We start from the raw sequence: 23,614 nt of genomic DNA on the forward strand, positions 1-23,614 counted from the left end.
ATCTCCTCCCTGAAAGTAAAAATAGCCAGGCTATAAGCTCAGCCTGACCAAAAACTCTATACTTCTATTAATCCCAAACTAATCTCCAAAGCCCGGTCGACACGCTGCATGACATCCTCACCGATGACAGCTATCTTTTGTTGCAGGCGGCTTTTATCAATGGTGCGCACCTGCTCCGCTAAAATGACCGAATCTTTTTCCATACCGGTTTTTTCTTTGGGCAGTTCCACATGCGTAGGAAGTTTTGCTTTATTGATTTGGGAGGTAATTGCGACCACAATTGTCGTCGGACTATATTGGTTGCCAATATCATTTTGCACAACTAAAACAGGCCTGGTGCCTCCTTGCTCCGAGCCCTGAACGGGATTTAGTTGAGCAAAAAATACTTCCCCGCGTCGTACAATCATTTTCCACGCTCCACCCGGCTTCCAGCCGTGTTCTCGAACACTTCACTTTCCATAGAGAAGCATTCACAGGCAATGGATAAATTAATCACAGCCATCTCCTGATAACCTTTTTTCATTTGCTCCTGAAGAATACGACGGCGGCGCTCTACAATATAGAATTGCATCGCCTCTCGGATAAATTCACTTCTATTTCTCTTCTCGTCATTAACAATCCCATCGAATTCTTGAAGCAGCTGATCAGGAACGCTAATCATAATCCTTCTTAAATTGGGCACAAGGTACACCTCCATAAGATATATCTCCAGAGTTAAAAATATTATATACGTTTTTCCATATTATTTGCAACATCTCCATAACTTTAAATTCAGGTAAATATTGGTAATCAGTTTTCATTGAGATAGATACGAGGAACTCTTTCGCTGAGCATGCACACAATTTCATAATTAATCGTCTGCAGCATTTCGGCAATTTCCTCTACTGCAATACGTTCCTTCCCTTGGGAACCAAAAATTACGGCCTCGTCATCAATTTTCACCTGGGGTACCGTTGAGGCATCCACCATGAGCTGATCCATACAAATCCTGCCCACTGTAGGTACTCTTTGCCCTCCCAAAAGCACTTGACTCTTGTGGGTCAAGGATCTGGGATAACCATCTGCATATCCTAAGGGCAAAGTGGCGATCACCCTTTTATCTTGCGCTGTATATTTGCGCCCATAACTGATACACGCACCTGCTTCCACTTGTTTAACGAAGGAAACCCTGGCTTTCAATGTCATCGCTGGGATGAGTTTAATGCGATCCCGCTCTACCTCCTCTGATGGATACAAACCATACAAAATAATCCCCGCCCGCACCATATCAAAATGGGTTTCCGGCAGATCAATCAACCCGGCACTGTTGGCGGCATGCTTGAGAGGAATATCAATTCCTTCTTGCTCCAACTGAGAGATGAATTCCTTAAACAGGGTTAATTGTTTTCGGGTATAAGTCTTATCAGCTTCATCCGCTGCAGAAAAATGAGTAAAAAGCCCCTCCACTGTCAAGCCGGGCAGGGCGACAATCTTTTTAATCGTTTCGATTGACTCTTTTTCAGGGAGAAAGCCGATGCGACCCATACCGGTATCAATTTTAACATGTCCGTACGCCTGCTCCCCTCTCTCGACTGCTGCCCGCGACAGAGCCTCGGCCATCTCCCAGGTATAAAGAGTGGTTGCGATTCTATAATCCAACACTTCCTGTACCTCGTCCGCCGGTGTATATCCCAGGACAATAATGGGGGCTTCAATGCCTTGTTCCCTAAGGCGCACCCCTTCACCCAGGGTGGCTACCCCCAGATATTCCGCCCCATGTTTTAAGGCCGTACGGGCAATTTGAAAGGCTCCATGGCCATATCCATTGGCCTTGACAATGGCCATCAGCTTCGTTTTCGGTTTTAGCAAACCTTTAACAGCCTGAACATTATGAGCCACCGCTCCCAAATCCACCTCCGCCCATACCGGGCGGGCAATCTCCTTCATCATCATCATCCCTCATATCCCAAAAATATTTTCGGCAAATATTCAATAATATCTCCGGCAGCTAAGCCGGTTTGACTTCTTTCAGCTGCCGCCAAATCACCTGCCTGCCCATGAATATAAACGGCTAAGGTCACTGCCGACACCCCTTCCAGGCCCTGAGCTAAGAATGCCCCAATCATACCCGCCAACACATCGCCGCTGCCTCCTGTCGCCATCCCGGAATTACCGGTGGTATTCACATAAAGGTGCCCTTCCGGGGTGGCAATTAAGGTTCTTGCTCCTTTAAGCACCACAATACTCCGATACCTCCTGGCACATTCTGTTACGGCTCCAACCCGGTCATTCTGAATCTCAGCAACGGTTTTTCCGATCAAACGGGACATTTCTCCCGGATGGGGGGTTAGGATCACCGGATAACTGCTGTTTTCCAGGAGCTCCCCACATTCTTTCAAGGTATAAAGAGCATCCGCATCCACAACAAGGGGACAGGGTACATCCCTGACCAAGCCCCGGACTAGCCCTTGTGCTTCCTGATGGCGGGATAAGCCCGGCCCTAGGACTGCCACTTTACGGGGCAGGATCTTTCTTAAGAGTTCCAGTGATTCTGTTGAAATACTTCCTTCCTGCGTCTCCGGCAAGGGCAAAGACATGGCTTCCGTCAGCTTATTCTCCAAGATCCCATTAAGTCCCGCGGGAATCGCCGCCGTGACCAGCCCTGCCCCGGAACGTACCGCTGCCCAGGAAGATAAAGCGACGGCTCCGGTCATGCCCGGCGAACCTCCGATCACCACCACATGGCCATAGGAACCCTTATGACCATCTTTTTCTCGCAGGGGAAAAAGATTTCGGCAGAACTTTTGGTCTAATAAATCCCGGGTAAACTGTCCCTGGGAAATCAATTCATAGGGAAAAGAAATATCAGCTGTAATCAGCTTTCCCACAAATTTAGCCGCCGGATCTAACACCATACCGATCTTAGGCAGCCCCATAGTTACAGTTACCTGCGCCTGGATACAAGGCCCCTTGACCCGTCCCGTATCTGCTTCCATGCCGGAGGGTAAATCAATGGCCAGAACAGGCTTTCCAGATTCATTAACTAAATCAATGAGCCTGGCCACCGTCCCCTGGGCCTGGCCTTTGAAACCGGTGCCAAAGATCCCGTCGATGATTAATTCCGTGTACATCAACCCCACCTTCACCAAATTCAAATCCCGGTCGGTAGTGATTAATTGATAACGCAGATTCATCTTACGAATAATGTTCCAGTTGATCAGTGCATCCCCCTGTAACTCTTCCGGTTTGCAAAGGAGAAATACTTTAACGTCACAACCGGCATTGGCCAGATGTCTTGCAATGACCAGGCCATCTCCCCCATTATTTCCTTTGCCGGCCAAGATTAAGATCCGTCCCCGATTTAAACTCTCGGGAAATTGTTCCCGAATCACAGACATGAGGGCGGTTCCTGCATTTTCCATTAAAACGATGCCCGGAATTTCGTAATCATTGATGGCAGCGTGATCCAATTGTCGCATTTCTTCCGCTGTAACCAATTTCATCCTGTCACTCCCTTTCCGCAACACAAAAAGCTACCGCATAATTTTTACAATGGGACAAGGTGATCTCCCAATTGATAATTTTTAATTCTTCTTCGATTATTTTAGCCTTACCCCCAAGGACAACGGAAGGCTTTCCTAAGGGGTCCGATAGAATTTCGATCTCTTGCCAACCACATCCTCGAAATCCCGTACCTAATGCTTTGGAGACCGCCTCTTTGGCGGCAAAACGCACCGCCAGTGAAGCAAAAAAATTATGTCTTTCCCGGCACAAGGCAATTTCTTGCTCCGTAAAAACCCGCGTTAAAAAAGAGGGCCTTTGGGCAGCCTTTTTAATCCGGGAAATCTCAATAATATCCGTCCCCAAACCGCAAATCATGTATTTCACTTCTTTCAAAATTCAATCGTATAACTTCATTCATTATAGCACTTAGCCTTTCGGGAGTAAATTTTTTTGCCTAATACGTCCGCTAATTTGGCCTTGACTTTTGCACCGGCAAATCATAATACTATTTTTATAAGTATCGTAGAAAGGAGCATTTTTATGTCAATCCTTTTAGATCAAGCGAAATCAATTGAAGAATTTATTATTCATTTCAGGAGAGATTTACATGAAAATCCTGAACTCAGCGGGCAGGAATTAATTAAAGATTTCCATATACATGCACTGGTATATGGAAATCCTTTATTAATATCTTCTTTTATCCGATAACTAAAAGGATACGGAAAATATTACTGGAGAGAATAAATTGAAGTCTAACAAAATGGGAGGTCATGCTCGATGGCTAAGAATGGACAACCAAATAGATTAATCCATGAAAAATCGCCCTACCTGTTGCAACATGCTTACAACCCTGTGGACTGGTTTCCCTGGTCAGAAGAAGCTTTTACAAAAGCAGAAGCTGAAGCCAAACCCATTTTTTTGAGTATTGGATATTCCACCTGTCACTGGTGCCATGTGATGGAAAGGGAATCATTTGAAGATCAGGAAATCGCAGAAATCCTCAACCGCTCCTTTATCTCTATCAAGGTAGACCGGGAGGAACGTCCTGATATTGACCATATTTATATGACGGTTTGTCAGGCGATGACCGGACAAGGCGGCTGGCCCCTCACTGTGGTCATGACCCCGGAGAAGCAACCCTTTTTTTCCGGCACCTACTTTCCCAAAACAGGGCAGGGCAGAATGGTTGGCCTTCGGGAAATTCTTCTGCAAATCGCTGATTTATGGAACACCGATAGGGTAAAAGTGCTCGCTGCCGGTAAAAATATTTCTCAAACCCTTGAGGACCATTTATCCCATGCAGAGTCCTCTGGAGATTTGGATGAAGCAGTGCTCCAAGATGCCTTTCATACCCTAAAAGAAAACTTTGACCCGGTTTACGGTGGTTTTGGCCAGGCACCTAAATTTCCTACCCCGCAAAATTTATGTTTTCTTTTACGCTACTGGAAAGTCTATCATGAAGACCAGGCTTTAAAAATAGTCGTGGAAACCCTGACCCATATGTTTCAGGGCGGAATATATGATCATATCGGCTATGGTTTTGCCCGTTATTCTACCGATGAAAAATGGCTCATCCCCCATTTTGAAAAGATGCTCTATGATAACGCTCTCTTAGCGATTGCTTACCTGGAAACTTATCAGGCAACGAAGAACGAACTTTTTAAGGAAGTGGCGGAAGAAATTCTCACCTACATACAGCGGGACATGACGGCACCGGAAGGAGGTTTTTACTCCGCGGAGGATGCCGACTCAGAAGGGGTGGAAGGAAAATTCTATCTTTGGACTCCCGGGGAAATCAAAGCTATATTGGGAGAAAATGATGGGGAAGCTTTCTGCCGTTTTTATGATATTACCCAGAAAGGAAATTTTGAAGGAGAAAATGTTCCTAACCTGATCAACCAGAAAACCTTATCTCAAACAAAAATCTTTCAGGAACAAAGAGCTAAGCTTCTTGAGGAACGAGAAAAAAGAATCCATCCCTTTAAGGACGATAAAATTCTCACCTCATGGAATGGCTTGATGGTCGCGGCATTCAGCATTGCCGCTCGTGTCTTAGAGGACGAAAAATGGGCTCAAGGGGCAGCAAGATGTGCAGATTTTATTCTTAAAAAATTACGCAATGATAACGGCCGCCTATTGGCTCGTTTCCGGCAAGGAGAAGCGGCTTATCTAGGGTATATCGACGATTATGCTTTTCTGACCTGGGGACTCATTGAAATGTATCAGGCAAGTTTCCAGCCTAAATATTTACAAGAAGCGCTGCTTCTTTCCCAGGATCTCGTCACTCATTTTTATGATGATCAAAAAGGCGGATTTTTCCTCTATGGGGATGACGGGGAACAGCTTATTGCCCGCCCTAAAGAAATCTATGATGGAGCCACGCCTTCCGGGAATTCCGTAACTGCCCTCAATTTTTTGAAACTGGCCCGTCTTACCGGGCAACATGAATGGGAGGAAAAAGCCCTCGGGATTCTGCGCACCTTTTCTCCGACGGTTAGCCAATACCCATCAGGATATTCTTATTTGCTCATGGCACTGCTCTTTCGTCTCAGCGATACTCAAGAAATTGTACTGGTAAGCCCCAATGGTCTTTCCAGTCTGAGGGAAATGATCCGGGAAATCAATCATCAATTTCGTCCCTTCACTGTAGTTCTGGCAGCAGATCAAACTCTAGAAAAAGATATTCCTTTTATGAAAGGGTATACCCCACAAAATGGCCAAGTTACTGCCTATGTGTGCCGTAATTTTTCCTGTCAAGCTCCTATTACTGATATAAACCAGCTGCAAACACTTCTTGATGACTCTCAAATTCAGATGTAAGCAATAATTTGTTGATCTTATAGTCATATTATGATACGGTATGACTATAAGATATGCTAAATAGAGGTGATACTGTGGGAACGACAATCAGACCTTCAGCAGATTTAAGAAATCACTATAATGAAATTTCCAAACAGTGCAAAGAAACAAGAGAAGCAGTTATTATTACCGTGAATGGAAGAGGTGATACGGCAGTTCTTGGATTGCAGGATTACTATCAGATGAAATCTGAACTGGAATTACTTAGAACCCTTGCAGAGGCGGAAGATGATGTAAAAAATGGGCGGACTGCACCAATGCAGCCTTCGTTTGACGATCTCCGTGCATCTTTACTTGAAAGGAAGCACGAATGAAGTATACAATCTTACGAACGGATAAAGCAGAGGAACAGCTCCGTGAAATTATTTTTTATATTGCAGATGATTCCGGAAATGTTGATATTGCATTAGGATATCTGGATAAGATTGAAACAGCAATTAATCGTCTTCAGGAGTTTCCGGAGTCGGGAAGCATTCCCAGATATTCGATTTTAAAAAAGCAAGGCTATAGAGTAGTGATTGTTGAAAGGCATCTTGTATTTTATAAGATAAATGAGGAAGATAAGTTAATTATTATTTATGCCATTGTGGGTGGAAGACGAGAATATCATAATTTAATATAAGCCGATATTATTTATTTCCTCTAAATCAACTGCGAGGACGCCTTGACGAATAATGAGCCCCCCGAAATCTGTTTATGCCTGGCAGAACTTTTGGCCAAATTTTTCGTCTAAGAACAAAAAGGTAAATGAAGGGGTTGATTCCGTGGGGAGAGTTGATGTGAAAAAATTTAGCATGATTTTGATCTTGCTGCTCTTATTTCTTTCCGGGTGCGGGAGCAGTACTAATGAAAATTCTGCGCCGGATTTTGCAGGTGGGGATGGTGGGGATGTTGCCCCAACCGAAGAACAGAAGACAACCGAAGTGCAGGACACTATGGGAAATCAGGATACTCAGATTACCCTGAAGGACCGCAAGATCATTTATACTGCTGAGGTAAATTTGCGGGTGGATGACATTGAAGGGATCGGGGAGAAAATTAAAAACAAGACCATGGAATTGCAAGGTTTTCTGGCAGATTATGCCGTGCACATCAACGAAAATACCGCCAATGCCAATATGTCACTGAAGGTTCCCAGTCAAAACTATCAAGCTTTGTTAGATTTTGTTGTCCAACAAGGCAAACCTGATTATAAACGAGAATATACCAATGACGTCACCACCCAATATGTGGATCTGGATGCCCGGGTTACAGTGCTCCGAGCTGAGGAAGAAAGCTTATTGAATTTACTTAATCAGGCGGACAAGGTAGAGGATATCCTTAAAGTCCGAGCTCAAATTACTTCCACGAGACAAGAAAGGGAGTCCCTGGAAGGGCAGCTCAAGGCATTAAAGAATGACATTGAATATGCTACTATTCAGGTAAGCCTTTATAAACCCCGAAACAGTGACGCCAATATTAATATGGAGAATCTCAATATTTTTTCTCGCAGCTGGAGTGGTTTTATTTATGGCTTTAATTCCTTATTAGCAAAAACAGGGAATGTGGTGGTGTTTTTCTTTACCGCCCTACCCACACTGGCGCTGGTTGCTTTAGTTGTATTAGGGCTGGTTTGGATTATAAGAAGAAGAAATAACAAAGGAAAAGATTCATAATTCTGATATCACTGGGACCGGGCGCAGCAAACTGCGACCCGGTCTTGACCCCCATAGGTGCAGGTATACAAAATCAGATCCCAATTACTGTTTTTTAATTCATCCGCCGCCGTCGGCTTTACAAGAATGATCTCTTCAACCTTATAGGTGTTTTCAATTCCGTCCATATCGGTAAAAAAAACAGCATCGCCCTTTTCCAGCTTTGACAAAGTACCGAAATGGCGTTTGTAGTTATGTCCGGCGATAACCAGATTTTCGTTCCAGGTGGAACCGAAATGGCGGCAGGGAGCTATTTTCAGCCTTTCCTCGTCCCATGATGATATTACAGGAAGCTCCAGACCCAGAGCAGGAAGGGAAAGATAGCCGATATAATCATGTCCGTCGATTTCCCTGACCGTCATATCATCGCCGGGAAACCGCCCCAAACCCTGATTTTGATCCACTATGGCAGCTTGCACATCAGGCAGCAACACTCCGGTGGCCTGTCCCGCCAAATAATCTTCATAAAGGTTATGCACAAGCAAGAGCAATGCCGCACCAACCAACACAGCTCCTGCCATCATAAGTTTCTTTCCCTTGCCCGTTTTATTTCGCATGTTCTTTTCTCTTATTCATGTTCTTTTCTCTTATTAAGGAAAGTCCATTGCCAACCCAGGGCAAAGAGGATCAGGCCAATAACCGCTAGTAAAGGAATTGGCCAGTTAAGCTGCCCTGCTTTGACCAGCAGACCTCCACCCTCAGGGGGAGTCGTCGGTCCGGCAAGGGCAGGTGTCGATGAGCAGCCCCCGGTTTAAGAGGTGACGAGGGCACAGACCAGGGAGGCACATCTATCCCCGGCGGGTTGGGCGGTCCCGTGGGTGAAGGTATCACAGGAACGGGATCCGTCGGATTAGAAGGATCACCTGGATCAGATGGTTCCAATACTCCGGGTGGTTCTTGCTTGGCGCTATTGGTAATCGTGGTCGTGGTGCCGGATGTGGCGTAGCTTACCGTAAATCCTAATATCCCCGTCATGCAAGGTGGGCGTCATAGAGCTGCCGTAAATCTGGAGCACAGGCAGCCACAGGGTGCGACAAGGATCGCTACCGCCGCCACTGTGATCAAGGTGTAGATCGTGCTGCGCAGTACTTTGAAATATTGGTTGCGGTGACGTTCCCTTTTTAACTCAGCTTCTAAAAGGGGGGTATGGACGGTCTTTTATAATTGTTTTTCTTCTTATTAATTTTCATCTATAGTTTCCTTTTGTTTACTCAGTTTGTTCAAAAGGAAGAGAAGCTCCTGGGATCCGTTGTACTCTTCATGGTATGCCTCAAGCTTTTGAAATATCTCGTCCCAATATGCTACCGATTCTCTTTCTGCGGCGGCGACCATCTGATCGCACTTTTCCTGCGTCTCAGAAAGAACCTGTGCCGCCTTTTCCTGACTTTCGGCCAAAATCCGGGTGCTGACTGCCTCTTGCTCCGCTCGGATTTCTTCCAGTTCCACATTAAGTCTTTCAATGTTATCCAGATATTGGACACAGGAGTTTTGAGCAGCCTCAAACAGGCCATTAATTTGAAGAGCTGCTTCCGCAATGGAACCGGCCTTATTTATTTTTATTTCTCTTTGTTACAGCTGATCCAAAGCGTCATTTAATTGTTGCTGCAGATTTTCATTCTCTTTGCTTTGGTCAATCAGCATTTCCAGCAAATCGGCCCGCTTCAATTTTTTCAGTTCGATATCAGTCATATGCACCATCCTGACCTTGTTAAAAAGGAACAAAAAAATGGCAGCCAGTTTTGGAAGACATTATTATATACAAACTCAAAACGCAGTCCCAATTAGAAATCTGCGTATCTGTCATATTAATCAATCTGGTTGACTCAATTATTACTTCCTGATATCTCTTCTCAATAAAAGTCATATATAATAATTGATTGATTGCAATTTCATAAAGCCATGGTTTTTTTTGGAAATCAGGTAAATCTATTAATTGATCCGTCGTTTCTTTAAGCGCAACAAAATCATTAGTACGCCGGTAAAATTCAAAATCCTTGATGCTTTCCCGTACTGTGATCGGATCAGCACAGTCAAGATATTGGTAGAAGTCAAACAGATCCACACCAAGCTTATTCCCCAATTTTCGGGTCATTTCTGTCGCCGGTTCGCGTTCCCCTTTTTCTATTAGATAAATATACTTTTCTGAACACACATTTTCGGCTAAACGGTTACGGCTCATTCCTAATCCGATTCGATACATTTTAATAATCATACCGATATGGCTATGACTCATTTCTTACCCACCTCGAAACAATATCTTCTTCTGCATATTTGATGCACTGCGCGGTTTATTATAATTCCTGATCTTTGTAATCTGTTTTTGCTGGAACTTTGATTATTATACCATATTTATTAATTAATTTGGTATTATTGTTTAATAATGCTAATTTTAATTAATACTTCATAGGCATGAAAAGGCATGAAAAGGCATGAAAAAAAAGTTCTCCAACGAAATTGAAGAACTTAACAGGGTAAGGAGTTTTTAATTAACGATTTAATCTTAATCCAAAATGATTAAGGTTTTCCCATGAATAGGGTTAAAATTTTATTAAGAAAACCCCATGATTTTTCATTTACCAAGGTAAGCGATGATTTCCTCCGCTCCCTTTACTCCATCATTGATACAATCGGGAACACCAATCCCCCGGTAAGAACCGCCTGCCACAACCAATCCAGGGGTCTTGTCCAAACGCTCGGTCAATTCCTGCATGCGGTCCAGATGACCAATAGTGTATTGAGGACGGGCTTCAATCCAGTGGTGGATCCAGTAGCGCTCCGGAGTCGCTGTAATGCCCAGGATAGAGCTTAGCTCCTCTTTGGCCCAGCCCAATAACTCTTCATCAGGCACAGAGGCATAATGAGATTTTTTAGCTCCGCCGAAAAATACCCGCAATAAGGTATATTCTTCTCCAGGCACCCGATGATTCCATTTAACAGAGGTAAAGGTCACGGCGTTCATTTTTGTTTGCTCCACATAAGGGATCAGGACACCAAAGGACTTGGCCTGGGGTACCTCGCGGCTTTTATAGGCAAAAGAAATTGTTGCGGAAGAAGCCATTGGTGTGGCGTGAAGAAGATCCGCCCCCTGGGGGTCAATTGTTTCTAATAAGGCAGCAGCCTGAGGGGCCGGAACAGCTAGAATCACTCCATCAGCCAGAATATCCTCCTCTCCTGCAATTTCTACGCGAAAACCGGTATCTGTAGATGTAATCCTTGTTACTTCCTTCCCTTTAAGCACCTGCCCCTCCAATTTATTTTCCAGGGTGGTTACCAGTTCCCCCATGCCGCCTTTAAAAGAGATAAAATGACTTTTGGGTATTCCTTCCCGGGGGGAGGGCTTTCTTTTCTTTGCCTTCCTTCTTCCGGCCAGCATGGCCCTAACAAGACTCCCATGATCTCTCTCCATATCAAGGAAGCTGGGAAAGCTGGCTTTCAGGCTCATGGTTTCCGGTGCTCCCCCATGAATACCCCCAATCAGGGGTTCCGCAATTTTATTCATCGCTTCATGGCCCAAACGTCGTACCACAAAGCTATGCAGGGTTTCGTCCTCCTGCTCCTTTTTTCGGGGCAGGACAAAATCCAAACCCATCCGGAACTTACCCGGCCAGGATATTAAGGGACTTAAAGCAAAGGGGACAATTTTCGTGGGCACCAGCAGCATCAATCCCTCGGGGAGAGCATGAAGCCTTTTATCGGAATAGATGTAGGTTCCTTTATGTTCATCATTGGTGCCAATTAAGTGATGGGTAAGACCAATTTTTTGCGCTAACTGAATCACGGAGGGTTTGGTAGAAATAAAACAATCCGGACCTTCTTCAATCACAAAACCATCATCATATTTTGTTTGGATCTTGCCTCCCAAGCGAGTGTCCTTTTCGATCAGTGTATATTCAATTTGTGCTTTACTTTCCTGCAAGGTATAGGCGGCGGCCAATCCGGAAATACCTCCGCCTACAATGACAACCTTTTTCATGATATCACTCCATTACTTCATAGCCAAAACCAATTCTGCCAGCCCTTGAATGAATTCAGGATCATCATTCAGGGCAGAGGTACGGCGCAAATCTATCTTACCTAGTTTAGCCGGTTTCTTTAATTCTATATCCAAATCGTACAGGGTTTCCATATGGTCGGAAATAAACCCGACGGGGGCAATCAAAGCCTGCTTTTCTCCCTGGGCAGAAAGTTCATCTAACATTTCTTCCACCTGGGGCCCCAACCAATGACCCGGCCTTTTGCCTTTGCTCTGATAAGCCAAATGAAACTTTTTATGAGCCAACTTATTGATGATCAACTGCACCGTCTCTTGAAACTGCTTTTCATAACAGGCTGCATCATCCGGGGGATCACTAGGTAAACTATGAGCAGTAAAAATGAGGGGCACTTCCGCCCCAGGAGGGAAATCTTGCAAAACCTCGGTAATTTTTCTTGCCCAGGCTTTGATAAAGAAAGGCTGACTGTGCCAATGATCAAGATAATCCACCTTTATCTGGGGATAGGCATTAACTCTTTTTTCTGTTTCAGCCTGATATGCTCCCGTGCTGACCTTTGAATAAAAAGGTGCCAGGGTAATCCCAATAATCTGCTCTATGCCATCCCGGACCATTTGATCCACTGTATCAGCAATAAAAGGTTCACTATGAAGCATGCCTAGGTAAACGGGAGCATGCTGGCCCAATTTTCTTAATGATTCCTCTAATTTCTTTCCTTGGGTGATGGTGGCGGCAAGATATGGAGAGCTTCCACCGATAGCTTGATATCTGGCTTTCATCTCCAAGATCACCTGCCCCGGGGGGTTCTTGCCCCGAAAAATATGGGTAATAAAGGGCCCCACCTGCGCCATATTACGTGGTGCACCAAATCCCAGTAGAAGAATGCCTGTTTTGCCTGTTTTCACTATGCTCATCTTTTCCTCCCTAAACGGTACCCATCAGGCTCAATTGCGCCGGGAATATTCATGGACGGTTTCCACCAAGGCAATGACCTGCTCCACCTGACTCTCTTTATTGATACCATGACCCAAATTAAAAATATGCCCCGGACGATTCCCCGCCTGATCTAAAATCTTGCGCACCTTGTCCTGCATAATTTTAGTGGGGGCAAAAAGAACCGATGGATCCAGATTGCCCTGAATCCCTCTATCAAAACCTATGCGGGACCACGCCTCATCAAGATTGATGCGCCAATCAATGCCAATTACATCCCCTCCCGCTTCGGCAACTGCTTCCAGAAGGGTGGATCCGTTATTGGCAAAATGAATCACCGGCACCCCGGTATCTTTTAAGCCATCGATGATCTGCTTGGAATAAGCCAGCACATATTGCCGATAATCATCCTGATGCAGGGCACCTACCCAAGAATCAAATAGCTGGATGGCCTGTGCCCCTGCTTTAACCTGAGCCCGGAGATAATTTAAGGTCACAGCCGTTACCTTATCCATTAATTGATGCCAAACCTGGGGCGCGCCCCACATCATTTTTTTACATTGGTGATAATCCCGGGAGCTGCCTCCTTCAATGATATAGCTGGCTAAGGTAAAGGGAGCACCGGCAAAACCGATCAAAGGGAGCTTCCCTTCTAATTCCTTACGTACCAAACGGATGGCTTCCATCACGTAGGGGGTCATTTCTTCTCCCCCCAGGATCGGAATCCGGTCTACATCCCTTTGTGAACGTACCGGATTATGAATACAGGGACCTTCCCCTTTGGTAAATTCCAGCTTAAGTCCCATCCCATCCAAGGGAAGAAGAATATCCGCAAAAATAATCGCGGCATCTACCCCCAGACGGTTAACGGGCTGAAGTGTTACCTCTGCTGCTATTTCCGGATTACGGCACATTTCTAAAAAGGTATGATTATTGCGTATTTTCATATAATCTTCCATGTAACGGCCCGCCTGGCGCATTAACCAGACAGGCGTATATTCCACTGGTTCCCTGCGGCAGGCTCTGAGAAAAACATCGTTCAAAAAATCATTCCTCCTAACTTGTGTGCACCTCTTCTTCCAGCAATAAAGGCTGAAAATTAAGATAATCTCCGCTGACTAAAGAAAAGTTAATACCCCATTTTTTCTCGGGCAGGCGCAGATGAAATGCTCCCTGATGGAGATGCCCGTATATACATTGTTCCACGCCGTATTCCTCCAACAAATCAATAAAACCGCTTCTATCATGAAGATCATTGCAGGGCATAAAGTGAAACATAGCAATAATCTTCCTGGCCCGATGATCCGCGTACTTTAAGGACAGGGCCAGTCGATTTAGCTCCCTTTGATAAATCTTTTTATCATGCTGATTAAACCCGGTACTGCCGGGACATACCCAGCCTCTGGTCCCGGCAATATATATATCTCCCAGCAAAACACCGTCATTTTGAATCACTTGAACGTTTTGCGGTAAAACCTGGCGTACTTTGCTGATGCTTTGCCACCAATAATCATGATTGCCTTGAATCATAATAATCTTTCCCGGTAAAAGGCTTAAAAACTCCAGATCAAAGCCCACCTCTTCCATGCTCATTGCCCAGGAAATATCCCCCGGCACTAAAACAACATCCTCAGGTCTTACCCTGTCGATCCAGTTCCGATATATTTTTTCCACATGCTGATGCCAGTGTTCCCCAAAAACATCCATGGGCTTATGTTCACTGAGATGTTGCCATGCCCCGGGAACGACTGATTGACACAAGGATAAATGCAAATCTCCCAATCCAAATATTCTCATAAGCTCTTCACCACTTACTATTATATCAGTTTTCCCAAGGTTACAACCCCATATTTACTCCATAACCCCCAAATGATTACGATATGAAGCAGAAAAGAAGCAAGATAAACTGCCGCGAAGTAATGGTGCTTTGTTTTATGGCGAAAAAGCCTCATCCCAACCCAAGCTCCGAAAAAACCTCCAAGGATGCCAAGGAGCAAAAGAGATTTTTCGCTAATTCTTCTTCCCCTCTTTTGGGACTGCCTTTTATCCCATCCCATCAATAGAAATGTCACAGCATTTAAAACCAGATAATAAATGAAAATGATTTCCTGCATATTTCCTCCTGATCCAAAAGCCATATCTTATCTATATTACCACAGCCCAGACAGAAAAAAAAGCGCCTGAAAAGGCGCTCTTTTAATCAAGATTTAATCCCGATTAACAATATAAGCAAAATCCCCGTTTTTCGCCATGGCGGCATTGGCTTCGTCGGTATCAAGGTGGAAATCAAGCTTGTGGGTATCCCCTACCCGGGCTATCACACCGCAGAAAATAACTTCCTTCTCTCCCTTAACCAGAAGGTCAATTTTGTCTCCATCCTTGATGTTCATCCGCAGTCCGTCTTCCGTATGGAAATGAACGTGGGTTTTGGCTACAATGCAACCCTCATTAATCACCAGAGGGCCTTTAGGACCAATCAGCACACAACCGGGAGTTCCCGCCAGATTACCGGATTCCCTTAAAGGTGCCTTGATTCCCAACTGACGGGCTTCTGTTTGGCTCAGTTCCACCTGGGTTTGTTTGCGTGCCGGTCCTAAAATGCGGATTCCTTGCAATACACCCTTATTTCCCACGACAGTTAATACTTCATTAGCGGCATACTGGCCGGGCTGAGATAAATCTTTGATTTCCTGGAGTTGATACCCTTCTCCGAATAAAACATCAATATGTTCCTGACTTAAATGGATATGTCGATTTGAAATCCCCAAAGGCACCTGCCTTTCTTTTTGTCCGCATGCACATCCGTCACACATTTAGAAAACCTCCTTAAATAATCTTTTATTTACTTGTACTTGTTTTTTGCTGTATTTTGCTGCATCTGAAAATTTTATATCAAACCATCAGCAGCTCTTCTTATAACTTTGTGCTAATTAGCACAATTATAACAACTTATATTGGCAATCACAATGCTAAATCTTTGCTTTATTAACATATTTAGCTCTTTAATTTTACAAATAAGATCGAGGGTGTCTTTTTGTCCCTTTGAACCTGAGAATAATCGATAATGGCTTTGCTTTCTTCTTTATGCATGGTACGTATAAGCTCTCCCTGGATATCAAAATAATGATGAAAGCTTACCACTGTAACTTTTTTGAATATTTCCTTAGGGGTCATGCCCTTAGCCCAGTTAAGGTAATGCGCCAAATCCAGACTGCGATCCTGCTCCCGGCTGCCTCCTAACCAAGGAGGTAGGGTATTACGCTGTTCCCCGGTCAGCCAGTCCAGTTTCAATAAATCAAGGTGCAATGTTTCGTCTTCATCGGGCAAAACACTTTTCAGATACCGAAATAAAAGCCTAGTTCTTTCCTGTCCTCCCAGCAACTTTTCTGCCCCTTCTTGCTTCCAAAAGTCTGTTAAGCCGGAAAAAAATCGGAAAGCTCCCTTGCCACAAGCGGGGATAGCATAGCTTAGGATATGACGGTATTTCCCCGAGTTATAGATCTGCTCCAGGACGTTTTCAATCTTTTTTAATTGAACCAGTTCATCAAAGGAAAGCACTTTCGTCTTTAGAATCTCGTAAGGAACATGATCCTCAAAAGATAAACCGTATTCTTCGCTTTGCGCCCGGAGTCCTGTTCCCGGTAACAGCTTTAAGAAGCCCAGCTGGAGATGATGGGGCGCTAAATCGTAAACCTGATTAAATGATTTTTCAAAGGATTTCATATCCTCCCCGGGCAGCCCGGCAATTAAGTCTAAATGGATATGGATATTGCCTTTTTCTCTTAACTGTGTGACTTGAACGCCAACCCGGGTAAAATCCATCTTTCTCTTGATGGCATCCAGCACTTGGGGATTGGTTGATTGAATCCCAATCTCCACCTGAAAGAATCCTTCAGGTGCCTGTCCCATTAATGCAATGCTCTCATCATCCAAAAAATCCCCGGCTATTTCAAAATGAAAATTGATTTTATGTTCCTGAAATTTTAGCAGAAAAGCGAGGAGTTCTTTGGTGCGCTTCATGTGACAATTAAAGGTACGGTCGACAAACTTGATCTGCTTCGCCCCGGCCAGGATCATTTTCTCCAAGTCTTCTTTGACCCGTTCCAAAGAAAAAAACCTTACCTGATGAGTAGTTGAAGACATGCAATACTGGCAGTTAAAAGGACATCCCCGGCTGGCTTCATAATAAATTATTTTTCCGGCAAACCCTGCCAAATCCTCCGGCGTATAGGGAAAAGGAATTTGATCCAATTCCCGGATCAAGGGCCTTGCCGAATTAGGGATTATCTGCTTCTCCCGTCGAAAAATCAGTCCGGGAAGATTGGTCAATGGTAACCCCCGACTGATACTTTCTACCAGTTGGTGAAAGGTTTCTTCCCCCTCTCCTGCTACAATCCCATCGATCCAAGGATTTTCCCGGATAATTTCCTCCCCGTCAAAGGACACCTCCGGTCCGCCCAAGAGGATAAAGAGTTGGGGCTGCACTTTTTTCAGGATGCGGCCCAGCTTAAAAATCATCTCCCGATTCCAGATATAACAAGAAAAGCCGATTAGATCCGCCTTTTCTCCATAGAGATCACCGGCAATATCCAATAGCTGCTCATTAATGGTATATTCTTTGATTAATATTTCCGCTTCCGGAACAGCACAATAATTTTTTAAATAATATAAGGACAATGCTGAATGAATAAATTTGGCATTGAGGGTGGTCAACACAATTTTCATGATAAACCTTTCTATCGTTCCTGCCCAAAGAAAAATAAGGCCAAGGTTCCCGGGCCGGCATGAGCTCCAATCACCGGTCCGATAAAATTAATTATGACATCTTTGACAGGGGTGCAATCCATAATTATTTCTTTTAAATAGTTAGCATCCTCCAGGCAATCTCCGTGGCTGATACCGATGATCTGCTTTTCCGGTTCCACAATCCGTTCCTGCAAAATATCCGCCAGGTTTTTTATTGATTTTTTCCTGCCCCGAACCTTGGTAACGGGAATCAGTCGTCCCAGATCATCCACATGCAGGATCGGTTTTATTTGCAGCATGGAGCCCACAAAAGCGGCTGCTCCGGAAACCCGTCCCCCTCTTTTAAGATGGTGGAGATCTTCCACCGTAAACCAATGATTGACTTTCAGCTTATTTTCTTCGACCCAGGAAACGATTTCCTCCTTGCCTGCTCCATTTTTCTGCATTTCTACAGCAGAACGGAGGAGCAAACCCTCGCCCAAGGAAGCACTCAAGGTATCAATGACCGTAATGTCTCCTTCGGGGTATTCCTCCAGAACCATCTTACGGGCTAAAATTCCATTGTTATAGCTATTGCTGAGCGCGGAAGAAAAGGATAAAAATATGACCCCGATTCCTTCCTTGACATATTTCTGGAACATGGCAACTATCGTATGGACATTAAGTTGGGAGGTTGTGGGCATTTCTCCTTCCCGTACCCGCTGATAGAACTCCCCATATGATAGACTAACGCCAAAATCATCGAAATATTCCTTGTCCTGCAAAGAAAAGGAATATTGCATAACGGGAATCCGACTACTTGCAACATAATCCCCGGGTAAATCACTGCATGAGTCACCGATAATCACTGTTTTCACCAGTCAAATTCCTCCTGAACACCTTTATCATTCACTATTCCTTCTCCCCTCCATTTTAAGATGTTCATGGACTAAAATCAACTTTTATCGTTAAATCATTGCCAAATCGATCAGATAAAAGATACATCCGGATATCATTGCTGTAATCGGAATGGTGAGGAGCCAGGCCATCAGGATTTCCTGAGCCACGATCCAGCGCACAGAGGAAAGCCTCTTCGCTGCACCTACCCCCATAATAGAAGTGGAAATAATATGGGTTGTACTCACGGGCGCATGAAACATGGTCGCGGTAAAAATCACTGCTGCCGCTCCTGTTTCTGCGGCAAATCCATTTACCGGTGCTAAACGAGCCATATTCAGTCCCACTGTTTTAATGATTTTCCATCCTCCAAAGGAAGTGCCGGCAGCCATGGCTAAAGCGCAGGCTGCTTTTACCCATAGAGGAACCTCAAACTGGGCAATGAGTCCCCCGCTTAACAAGGCCATCGTGATGACCCCCATGGATTTTTGGGCATCATTCGCCCCGTGGTTAAAGGCCATCAAAGCTGCGGAAATAATCTGTGCTTTGGAAAAAACTCTTTTGACCCTCTCCGGATGCCAGGTTTTTAGTAACAGGTTCAATAGATTCATAAAGCAAAAACCTACGAGCAAGCCAATGCAAGGGGATAAAACCAACCACAGAAGAACTTTGCTGAAAAAGCCCTGCCAATTGACAATCGCCAAAGAACCGGCGGCGGCAATAGCTGCGCCCAGCAAGCCGCCGATCAGCGCATGAGAACTGCTGCTGGGCAATCCTCCATACCAGGTGATCAGATTCCAAATAATCGCGCCCAAAAGGGCTGCAACAATAGCAGTTTGGGGAATGCTCTCCGGGGGAACTAATCCGGCACCGATGGTTTCCGCCACTTTGACGGAAATAAAAGCGCCTAAAAAATTCAGGATTGCTGCCATGGTGATGGCGGCAGCAGGTGACAAGACCCGGGTAGCAACAGAGGTAGCTATGGCATTGGCGGTATCGTGAAACCCATTGATAAAGTCGAAAATCAAGGCCAGAGCTATAATGGTCATGGTCATCATCCAGATGCTCTCAGGCATGTTTAATAATTACTCCTTCAATCGTATCGGCCACGTTTTTACAAACTTCCAGGATATTTCTCAGACGCTCATAGATCTCTTTCCATTTTATGACCTCAATGGTCGGGATAGAAGCACTGAATAATCCTCCGAGGGCTTTCCTGAATACGACCTCTGCTTCTTCCTCCAATCGATTGATTTCCACAATGATTTTCTGTAAATTCTGGTTCTGATGAACAACTTTAAATTCTTTTATTAAGCAAATAACCTGGGCGGTACTTTTGACTACCAGATCGCTTATTCCCTTGGCCTCAGATGTTGCTCTCTTGATCTGAAACATATTAAAACGGTTGGCGGCAGCTTCAATATCATCGGCAATATCATCCATTCTTTTGCCGATAATGTAAATATCTTCTCTGTCAATGGGAGTGATAAAGGTTTTGTTCAGTTCCTTAAAAATGCGCTGCAAGGTCTGATTGCATTTTACCTCCGCTGCTTTAATTTCTTTAACTTTATCTTCTCCATCAGCCGGTTCGTAAATAAAATTTCTCAGCATTTCTCCGGAAGTATGAATTCTTTTGGCCAGCAAAACAAACAAGTCATAAAACCTATCATCCTTAGGAGAAAATTTAAACATTCTTTAACCCCCATTCCTGAATCTTTGAGCAACGGCAATGCCTAACATGTATAAGGTTGATGTTGATAAATGACAGCTCACCTGATTATCAAACAAAATATTAGCCCGGGCGGGAAATTCTTCATCTTTTCCCCAAATCAAAATCTGCATAGAAATTTTGGGCAGAACCTGAATCCTAAAAGCGGCATCCCCACCCTTAATGGCAACTCCCTCCAGGGCTTCTCCCTTTTTTCGAAACAAAGAAATATCTTCCCCGAATTGTTCTGCCAAAGGCTCAAAAGCTTCCTTGATAAAGGGCTGATAGTGGTGCTGCCCCTCCGGCAGCTCCAGAAAGGAAACCCAGCCTTGCCCGGTGTGGGGAAGGATCGTACTTTCCGCCAAATACTGATATATGATAATCTTTTCTTCCATGGACAATTCATCCGGAAAAATCTCTCCGGTCGGCCAATAAACCTGAATGGGTATATTCAAATAGTTGAATTTTAAAAAAGGTTCTTCCCAAATAACATTGGCCAAATCCGCCATCACTTGAGGCCTTCGATTTTGAAAAGCTGTCAGTGAATAATTAAAGGCATCCTGAAATTGATGTCTTTCTTTCATATTTGCTCATCCCCTTATATTTTTCATAGGGAAACGCCTTCCCCATATTGTATGATCGGTGTCTCTTTATTCTTCCTCACCTGCAATCATATCCCTCTCACTTGATCTTGACAATGCTGCAATGCTTTTTGAGCAATAACATGTTCTTCTCTCTTAAAAACCCTTCTTCTAAAGAAAATTCTCTTCAAAATTAATTTGTGATATTTTGTGATATAATGATACCCTAAGGCTTGTTAATTGGAGGGGTCCTGATGACGGATAAAACCAGAGAAATTATGCAAAGAATTATAGATGAAAAAAAACAAAAAAGTGCTTCCCAGGGATTGAACAAACGGGCTCCGGCCAGCATCGGCAGCAATCAGCCGGGTATTAAGAAAAAGAAACCGAAAAAAGGCGGCTTATTTGACAAATAGCAATGAATGTAAATGAAAGAAATGGAATTGAGGGTTAATGACCATGAAGAAACTCGTTTTAGCCGAAAAGCCCAGCGTAGCCCGGGAAATTGCACAGGTATTAAAATGCACCCATAAAAATAAAGGCTTTATTGAAGGGCCTGATTATGTGGTCACCTGGGCTTTAGGACATCTCGTCACTCTGGCGGAGCCGGAGGACTATCACGATAAATATAAGGAATGGCGTCTGGAGGATCTCCCCATGATTCCGGGACGGATGAAGCTCAAGGTGATCCGGCAGACCTCACATCAATATCAAACGGTAAAAAAACTGATGAAACGGAATGATATCAGCGAATTGGTAATTGCCACCGATGCCGGGCGGGAAGGAGAACTGGTGGCGCGCTGGATTATGGTGCTGGCTGATTGGAAAAAACCTTTCAGCCGCTTATGGATTTCTTCCCAAACAGATGCGGCCATTCGGGAAGGGTTCGCTCATCTAAAGCCGGGTAAAGATTATAATAAGCTGTATGATGCGGCTGTCGCCCGGGCAGAAGCAGACTGGTTAGTGGGGCTCAACGTCACCCGCGCCTTAACCTGTAAATTTAATGCCCAGCTCAATGCGGGCCGGGTACAAACACCCACCCTGTCCATGATTGTCCAAAGAGAAGAGGAGATTAACAATTTTCGGCCTGTTGACTATTGGACCATTCGGGCAGATTTTGGATCATTTTTTGGGGACTGGCGGGATTCATCGGGACAAAGCCGGATTTTTAATCTTGCTCAAGGGGAAGAAATCCTTGCCCGCATCCAGAATCAAACCGGGACCATTAAAGAAGTTAAAACGGAAAAGAAAAGCGAACCGGCGCCTCTCGCTTATGATCTGACGGAACTACAGCGGGATGCCAACCGACGTTTTGGCTGGGCCGCTCAGAAAACCTTATCTGTACTCCAGAATCTTTATGAACAGCACAAGCTAGTCTCCTATCCCCGGACAGATTCACGGTACATTACCTCCGACATGGCACCCACTCTCCCGGCTCGCTTGAAAGGGATGGCTGCCGGCTCCTATCTGTCTTTGGTGCAGCCCCTTCTAGGGAAAACCCTGTCACTAACCAAACGGTTTGTGGATAACAGCAAGGTGACGGATCACCACGCCATTATTCCCACAGAACAGCCCTTAAACCTGGCCGCCCTCAGTCATGATGAAAAAAACCTCTATGATCTGATCGCCAAAAGATTTATTTCTCTGCTTTATCCGCCTTATCGTTATGAGCAGATCACCCTGGTGACAGAAGTCAAGGGAGAAAAATTCTATGCTAAGGGGAGAAGAGTAATCGATCAGGGATGGCGTGCCGTAAGCGCTCCGTCAAAAGAAAAGGACGAAGTCTCTGATGATCAGGTGCCGGAACAATCATTGGATCTGTTTAAAAAAGGAGAAACAAAACAGGTTAAGAAGGTGCTCCTGAAAAGAGCTAAAACCAAGCCCCCTGCCCGATACAACGAAGCTACCCTCCTTACTGCCATGGAAAACCCCGGTAAATTCATTGAGGACGAGGAACTGCGGGAAACCATGAAAGGAAGTGGGCTGGGGACACCGGCAACCCGGGCGGAAATCATTGAAAAATTGCTCCATACCAGCTACATCGAACGCCATGGTAAGGAACTGGTGCCAACCTCAAAAGGAAAGCAATTAATCAAATTGGTCGCACCTGATTTGAGATCCCCGGAGTTAACCGCCAAATGGGAACAACAGCTTTCCGATATTGCCCAGGGCAAAGGGAAAAAGGAGGCTTTTATCTCCGACATTCAGGCCAACACGGAGCACCTGGTAAAAGAAATCGCAAACGACGAGGAATCCGTTTATAAAGCAGATAATATCAGCAAAACCAAGTGTCCTATGTGCGGTAAATACATGCTCCTGGTCAACGGAAAAAGAGGGCGCATGCTCTCCTGTCCCGACCGAGGGTGTGGATACCGGCAGCAGGAAAAGCAAGAAGAATTCGGTAATTTCCGCAGTTCCAAAAAGGCCAGCATGGTTAATCAAAAGCTGATTAATACTTATTCCGACAAAGAGGATGTAGGAACCAGCTTAGGCGATCTTTTAAAAAAAGCTATGGCCAAGAAAAAGTAGCCTCGTTAAAATAAAAGTGCAGGGACGTCTTGGATTTCACTCCATGACGTCCCTTGTTTAGACCAAAACTTTGCATTGACGAAATTCTTCATTTTGTTATAGTATATTTAGTTAGAATGATATCTTTTTCTACATCCTTTGTGCATCCATAAAACTGAGATGCAGCGTTAGTTTAGGAAATACCTGCATCTAATAACAATGGATAAGCTTTGG

The 23,614-nt window shown here is 44.6% G+C and carries 27 protein-coding genes; 7 read left to right on the top strand and 20 right to left on the bottom strand.

Features of this window, described 5'->3' with window-relative positions; translation table 11 throughout:
- Positions 1-56: 56 nt before the first annotated feature.
- The 5 genes from CEQ75_RS01305 to acpS all read right to left on the bottom strand — a co-directional run bounded on the left by CEQ75_RS01305 (position 57) and on the right by acpS (position 3,867).
- On the bottom strand, positions 57-407 hold the full coding sequence (locus CEQ75_RS01305; protein ID WP_089608736.1) for a type II toxin-antitoxin system PemK/MazF family toxin: 351 nt from the start codon (positions 405-407) through the stop codon (positions 57-59).
- Positions 404-661, bottom strand: a complete 258-nt coding sequence (locus tag CEQ75_RS01310; RefSeq protein WP_276538516.1) for a CopG family ribbon-helix-helix protein — start codon at positions 659-661, stop codon at positions 404-406. Before CEQ75_RS01310 ends, CEQ75_RS01305 begins: the two co-directional genes overlap by 4 nt.
- Before the next feature lie 128 nt (positions 662-789).
- Positions 790-1,935: an alanine racemase gene (gene alr / locus CEQ75_RS01315; protein ID WP_338031986.1), complete on the bottom strand. Its 1,146-nt coding sequence runs from the start codon at positions 1,933-1,935 to the stop codon at positions 790-792.
- Positions 1,932-3,482: an NAD(P)H-hydrate dehydratase gene (locus CEQ75_RS01320; RefSeq protein WP_089608737.1), complete on the bottom strand. Its 1,551-nt coding sequence runs from the start codon at positions 3,480-3,482 to the stop codon at positions 1,932-1,934. The genes alr and CEQ75_RS01320 overlap by 4 nt, the downstream gene beginning before the upstream one ends.
- A 4-nt stretch (positions 3,483-3,486) precedes the next feature.
- The gene (gene acpS / locus CEQ75_RS01325) at positions 3,487-3,867 is read right to left on the bottom strand and encodes a holo-ACP synthase (protein ID WP_242965436.1); all 381 of its coding nucleotides are present in this window, start codon (positions 3,865-3,867) and stop codon (positions 3,487-3,489) included.
- 156 nt (positions 3,868-4,023) lie between these two features.
- On the opposite strand from acpS, the gene CEQ75_RS01330 reads away from it, so the two are divergent.
- From CEQ75_RS01330 to CEQ75_RS01350, 5 genes are all read left to right on the top strand, one after another.
- Positions 4,024-4,191, top strand: coding sequence for a hypothetical protein (locus CEQ75_RS01330; RefSeq protein ID WP_157677253.1), 168 nt, complete (start codon positions 4,024-4,026; stop codon positions 4,189-4,191).
- Between the two features lie 69 nt (positions 4,192-4,260).
- The gene (locus CEQ75_RS01335; RefSeq protein WP_089608740.1) at positions 4,261-6,303 is read left to right on the top strand and encodes a thioredoxin domain-containing protein; all 2,043 of its coding nucleotides are present in this window, start codon (positions 4,261-4,263) and stop codon (positions 6,301-6,303) included.
- A gap of 53 nt (positions 6,304-6,356) precedes the next feature.
- Positions 6,357-6,656: a type II toxin-antitoxin system Phd/YefM family antitoxin gene (locus CEQ75_RS01340; protein ID WP_276538499.1), complete on the top strand. Its 300-nt coding sequence runs from the start codon at positions 6,357-6,359 to the stop codon at positions 6,654-6,656.
- The gene (locus CEQ75_RS01345; protein ID WP_089608742.1) at positions 6,653-6,964 is read left to right on the top strand and encodes a type II toxin-antitoxin system RelE/ParE family toxin; all 312 of its coding nucleotides are present in this window, start codon (positions 6,653-6,655) and stop codon (positions 6,962-6,964) included. The genes CEQ75_RS01340 and CEQ75_RS01345 overlap by 4 nt, the downstream gene beginning before the upstream one ends.
- A 157-nt stretch (positions 6,965-7,121) precedes the next feature.
- Entirely contained in the window at positions 7,122-7,997 is an 876-nt protein-coding gene (locus CEQ75_RS01350) for a DUF4349 domain-containing protein (RefSeq protein WP_157677255.1), read from the top strand.
- A gap of 8 nt (positions 7,998-8,005) precedes the next feature.
- On the opposite strand, the gene CEQ75_RS01355 is transcribed toward CEQ75_RS01350, so the two are convergent.
- From CEQ75_RS01355 to CEQ75_RS01420, 15 genes are all read right to left on the bottom strand, one after another.
- Positions 8,006-8,593 (bottom strand): sortase, encoded by a 588-nt coding sequence (locus tag CEQ75_RS01355; protein WP_089608744.1) that lies wholly within the window; start codon positions 8,591-8,593, stop codon positions 8,006-8,008.
- A gap of 85 nt (positions 8,594-8,678) precedes the next feature.
- Positions 8,679-9,011 carry a hypothetical protein gene (locus tag CEQ75_RS18225; RefSeq protein ID WP_157677257.1) on the bottom strand — a complete coding sequence of 111 codons (333 nt, stop codon included), beginning with the start codon at positions 9,009-9,011 and terminating at the stop codon, positions 8,679-8,681.
- Positions 9,012-9,215: 204 nt separating this feature from the next.
- Complete coding sequence (locus tag CEQ75_RS18545; protein ID WP_198306602.1) at positions 9,216-9,482, bottom strand: hypothetical protein; 267 nt, start codon at positions 9,480-9,482, stop codon at positions 9,216-9,218.
- Positions 9,483-9,744: 262 nt separating this feature from the next.
- Positions 9,745-10,269: a helix-turn-helix transcriptional regulator gene (locus CEQ75_RS01365; RefSeq protein ID WP_089608745.1), complete on the bottom strand. Its 525-nt coding sequence runs from the start codon at positions 10,267-10,269 to the stop codon at positions 9,745-9,747.
- Between the two features lie 336 nt (positions 10,270-10,605).
- Entirely contained in the window at positions 10,606-12,009 is a 1,404-nt protein-coding gene (hemG, locus tag CEQ75_RS01370) for a protoporphyrinogen oxidase (protein ID WP_089608746.1), read from the bottom strand.
- Positions 12,010-12,021: 12 nt separating this feature from the next.
- The gene (gene hemH / locus CEQ75_RS01375; RefSeq protein WP_089608747.1) at positions 12,022-12,942 is read right to left on the bottom strand and encodes a ferrochelatase; all 921 of its coding nucleotides are present in this window, start codon (positions 12,940-12,942) and stop codon (positions 12,022-12,024) included.
- Positions 12,943-12,972: 30 nt separating this feature from the next.
- Complete coding sequence (gene hemE / locus CEQ75_RS01380; protein WP_089608748.1) at positions 12,973-14,004, bottom strand: uroporphyrinogen decarboxylase; 1,032 nt, start codon at positions 14,002-14,004, stop codon at positions 12,973-12,975.
- Between the two features lie 13 nt (positions 14,005-14,017).
- Positions 14,018-14,758 carry a metallophosphoesterase gene (locus CEQ75_RS01385; protein ID WP_089608749.1) on the bottom strand — a complete coding sequence of 247 codons (741 nt, stop codon included), beginning with the start codon at positions 14,756-14,758 and terminating at the stop codon, positions 14,018-14,020.
- Between the two features lie 20 nt (positions 14,759-14,778).
- A complete protein-coding gene (locus CEQ75_RS01390; RefSeq protein WP_242965348.1) occupies positions 14,779-15,075 on the bottom strand; it encodes a DUF1294 domain-containing protein in 297 nt (98 codons plus the stop codon).
- A 93-nt stretch (positions 15,076-15,168) separates the two neighbouring features.
- On the bottom strand, positions 15,169-15,774 hold the full coding sequence (gene pduL / locus CEQ75_RS01395) for a phosphate propanoyltransferase (protein ID WP_089608750.1): 606 nt from the start codon (positions 15,772-15,774) through the stop codon (positions 15,169-15,171).
- A 181-nt stretch (positions 15,775-15,955) separates the two neighbouring features.
- The gene (locus CEQ75_RS01400; RefSeq protein WP_089608751.1) at positions 15,956-17,686 is read right to left on the bottom strand and encodes a B12-binding domain-containing radical SAM protein; all 1,731 of its coding nucleotides are present in this window, start codon (positions 17,684-17,686) and stop codon (positions 15,956-15,958) included.
- Positions 17,687-17,697: 11 nt separating this feature from the next.
- A complete protein-coding gene (locus CEQ75_RS01405) occupies positions 17,698-18,564 on the bottom strand; it encodes a DegV family protein (RefSeq protein WP_089608752.1) in 867 nt (288 codons plus the stop codon).
- Positions 18,565-18,654: 90 nt separating this feature from the next.
- Complete coding sequence (locus CEQ75_RS01410) at positions 18,655-19,659, bottom strand: inorganic phosphate transporter (RefSeq protein ID WP_089608753.1); 1,005 nt, start codon at positions 19,657-19,659, stop codon at positions 18,655-18,657.
- A complete protein-coding gene (locus tag CEQ75_RS01415) occupies positions 19,652-20,275 on the bottom strand; it encodes a DUF47 domain-containing protein (RefSeq protein ID WP_089608754.1) in 624 nt (207 codons plus the stop codon). Before CEQ75_RS01415 ends, CEQ75_RS01410 begins: the two co-directional genes overlap by 8 nt.
- 3 nt (positions 20,276-20,278) lie before the next feature.
- Entirely contained in the window at positions 20,279-20,875 is a 597-nt protein-coding gene (locus tag CEQ75_RS01420) for a DUF3786 domain-containing protein (RefSeq protein WP_089608755.1), read from the bottom strand.
- A gap of 251 nt (positions 20,876-21,126) precedes the next feature.
- On the opposite strand from CEQ75_RS01420, the gene CEQ75_RS18230 reads away from it, so the two are divergent.
- Both CEQ75_RS18230 and CEQ75_RS01425 read left to right on the top strand, forming a co-directional pair.
- Complete coding sequence (locus CEQ75_RS18230) at positions 21,127-21,288, top strand: hypothetical protein (RefSeq protein ID WP_157677259.1); 162 nt, start codon at positions 21,127-21,129, stop codon at positions 21,286-21,288.
- A gap of 43 nt (positions 21,289-21,331) precedes the next feature.
- Complete coding sequence (locus CEQ75_RS01425) at positions 21,332-23,401, top strand: DNA topoisomerase III (protein WP_089608756.1); 2,070 nt, start codon at positions 21,332-21,334, stop codon at positions 23,399-23,401.
- The last annotated feature ends 213 nt before the right edge of the window (positions 23,402-23,614 follow it).

Origin of the sequence: Dehalobacterium formicoaceticum (assembly GCF_002224645.1) — a bacterium.
Lineage (GTDB): Bacteria > Bacillota > Dehalobacteriia > Dehalobacteriales > Dehalobacteriaceae > Dehalobacterium > Dehalobacterium formicoaceticum.

Coding starts and splice junctions, on each gene's coding strand:
- CEQ75_RS01355 (WP_089608744.1), bottom strand. CDS start 8,593: ATGCGAAATAAAACGGGCAAGGGAAAGAAACTTATGATGGCAGGAGCT.
- CEQ75_RS01320 (WP_089608737.1), bottom strand. CDS start 3,482: ATGAAATTGGTTACAGCGGAAGAAATGCGACAATTGGATCACGCTGCC.
- CEQ75_RS01305 (WP_089608736.1), bottom strand. CDS start 407: ATGATTGTACGACGCGGGGAAGTATTTTTTGCTCAACTAAATCCCGTT.
- CEQ75_RS01385 (WP_089608749.1), bottom strand. CDS start 14,758: ATGAGAATATTTGGATTGGGAGATTTGCATTTATCCTTGTGTCAATCA.
- alr (WP_338031986.1), bottom strand. CDS start 1,935: ATGATGATGATGAAGGAGATTGCCCGCCCGGTATGGGCGGAGGTGGAT.
- CEQ75_RS18230 (WP_157677259.1), top strand. CDS start 21,127: ATGACGGATAAAACCAGAGAAATTATGCAAAGAATTATAGATGAAAAA.
- CEQ75_RS01345 (WP_089608742.1), top strand. CDS start 6,653: ATGAAGTATACAATCTTACGAACGGATAAAGCAGAGGAACAGCTCCGT.
- CEQ75_RS01365 (WP_089608745.1), bottom strand. CDS start 10,269: ATGAGTCATAGCCATATCGGTATGATTATTAAAATGTATCGAATCGGA.
- CEQ75_RS01390 (WP_242965348.1), bottom strand. CDS start 15,075: ATGCAGGAAATCATTTTCATTTATTATCTGGTTTTAAATGCTGTGACA.
- CEQ75_RS18225 (WP_157677257.1), bottom strand. CDS start 9,011: ATGACGGGGATATTAGGATTTACGGTAAGCTACGCCACATCCGGCACC.
- hemG (WP_089608746.1), bottom strand. CDS start 12,009: ATGAAAAAGGTTGTCATTGTAGGCGGAGGTATTTCCGGATTGGCCGCC.
- hemH (WP_089608747.1), bottom strand. CDS start 12,942: ATGAGCATAGTGAAAACAGGCAAAACAGGCATTCTTCTACTGGGATTT.
- pduL (WP_089608750.1), bottom strand. CDS start 15,774: ATGTGTGACGGATGTGCATGCGGACAAAAAGAAAGGCAGGTGCCTTTG.
- CEQ75_RS01330 (WP_157677253.1), top strand. CDS start 4,024: ATGTCAATCCTTTTAGATCAAGCGAAATCAATTGAAGAATTTATTATT.
- CEQ75_RS01335 (WP_089608740.1), top strand. CDS start 4,261: ATGGCTAAGAATGGACAACCAAATAGATTAATCCATGAAAAATCGCCC.
- CEQ75_RS01425 (WP_089608756.1), top strand. CDS start 21,332: ATGAAGAAACTCGTTTTAGCCGAAAAGCCCAGCGTAGCCCGGGAAATT.
- CEQ75_RS01310 (WP_276538516.1), bottom strand. CDS start 661: ATGATTAGCGTTCCTGATCAGCTGCTTCAAGAATTCGATGGGATTGTT.
- CEQ75_RS01410 (WP_089608753.1), bottom strand. CDS start 19,659: ATGCCTGAGAGCATCTGGATGATGACCATGACCATTATAGCTCTGGCC.
- CEQ75_RS01420 (WP_089608755.1), bottom strand. CDS start 20,875: ATGAAAGAAAGACATCAATTTCAGGATGCCTTTAATTATTCACTGACA.
- CEQ75_RS01400 (WP_089608751.1), bottom strand. CDS start 17,686: ATGAAAATTGTGTTGACCACCCTCAATGCCAAATTTATTCATTCAGCA.
- CEQ75_RS01415 (WP_089608754.1), bottom strand. CDS start 20,275: ATGTTTAAATTTTCTCCTAAGGATGATAGGTTTTATGACTTGTTTGTT.
- CEQ75_RS01340 (WP_276538499.1), top strand. CDS start 6,357: ATGCTAAATAGAGGTGATACTGTGGGAACGACAATCAGACCTTCAGCA.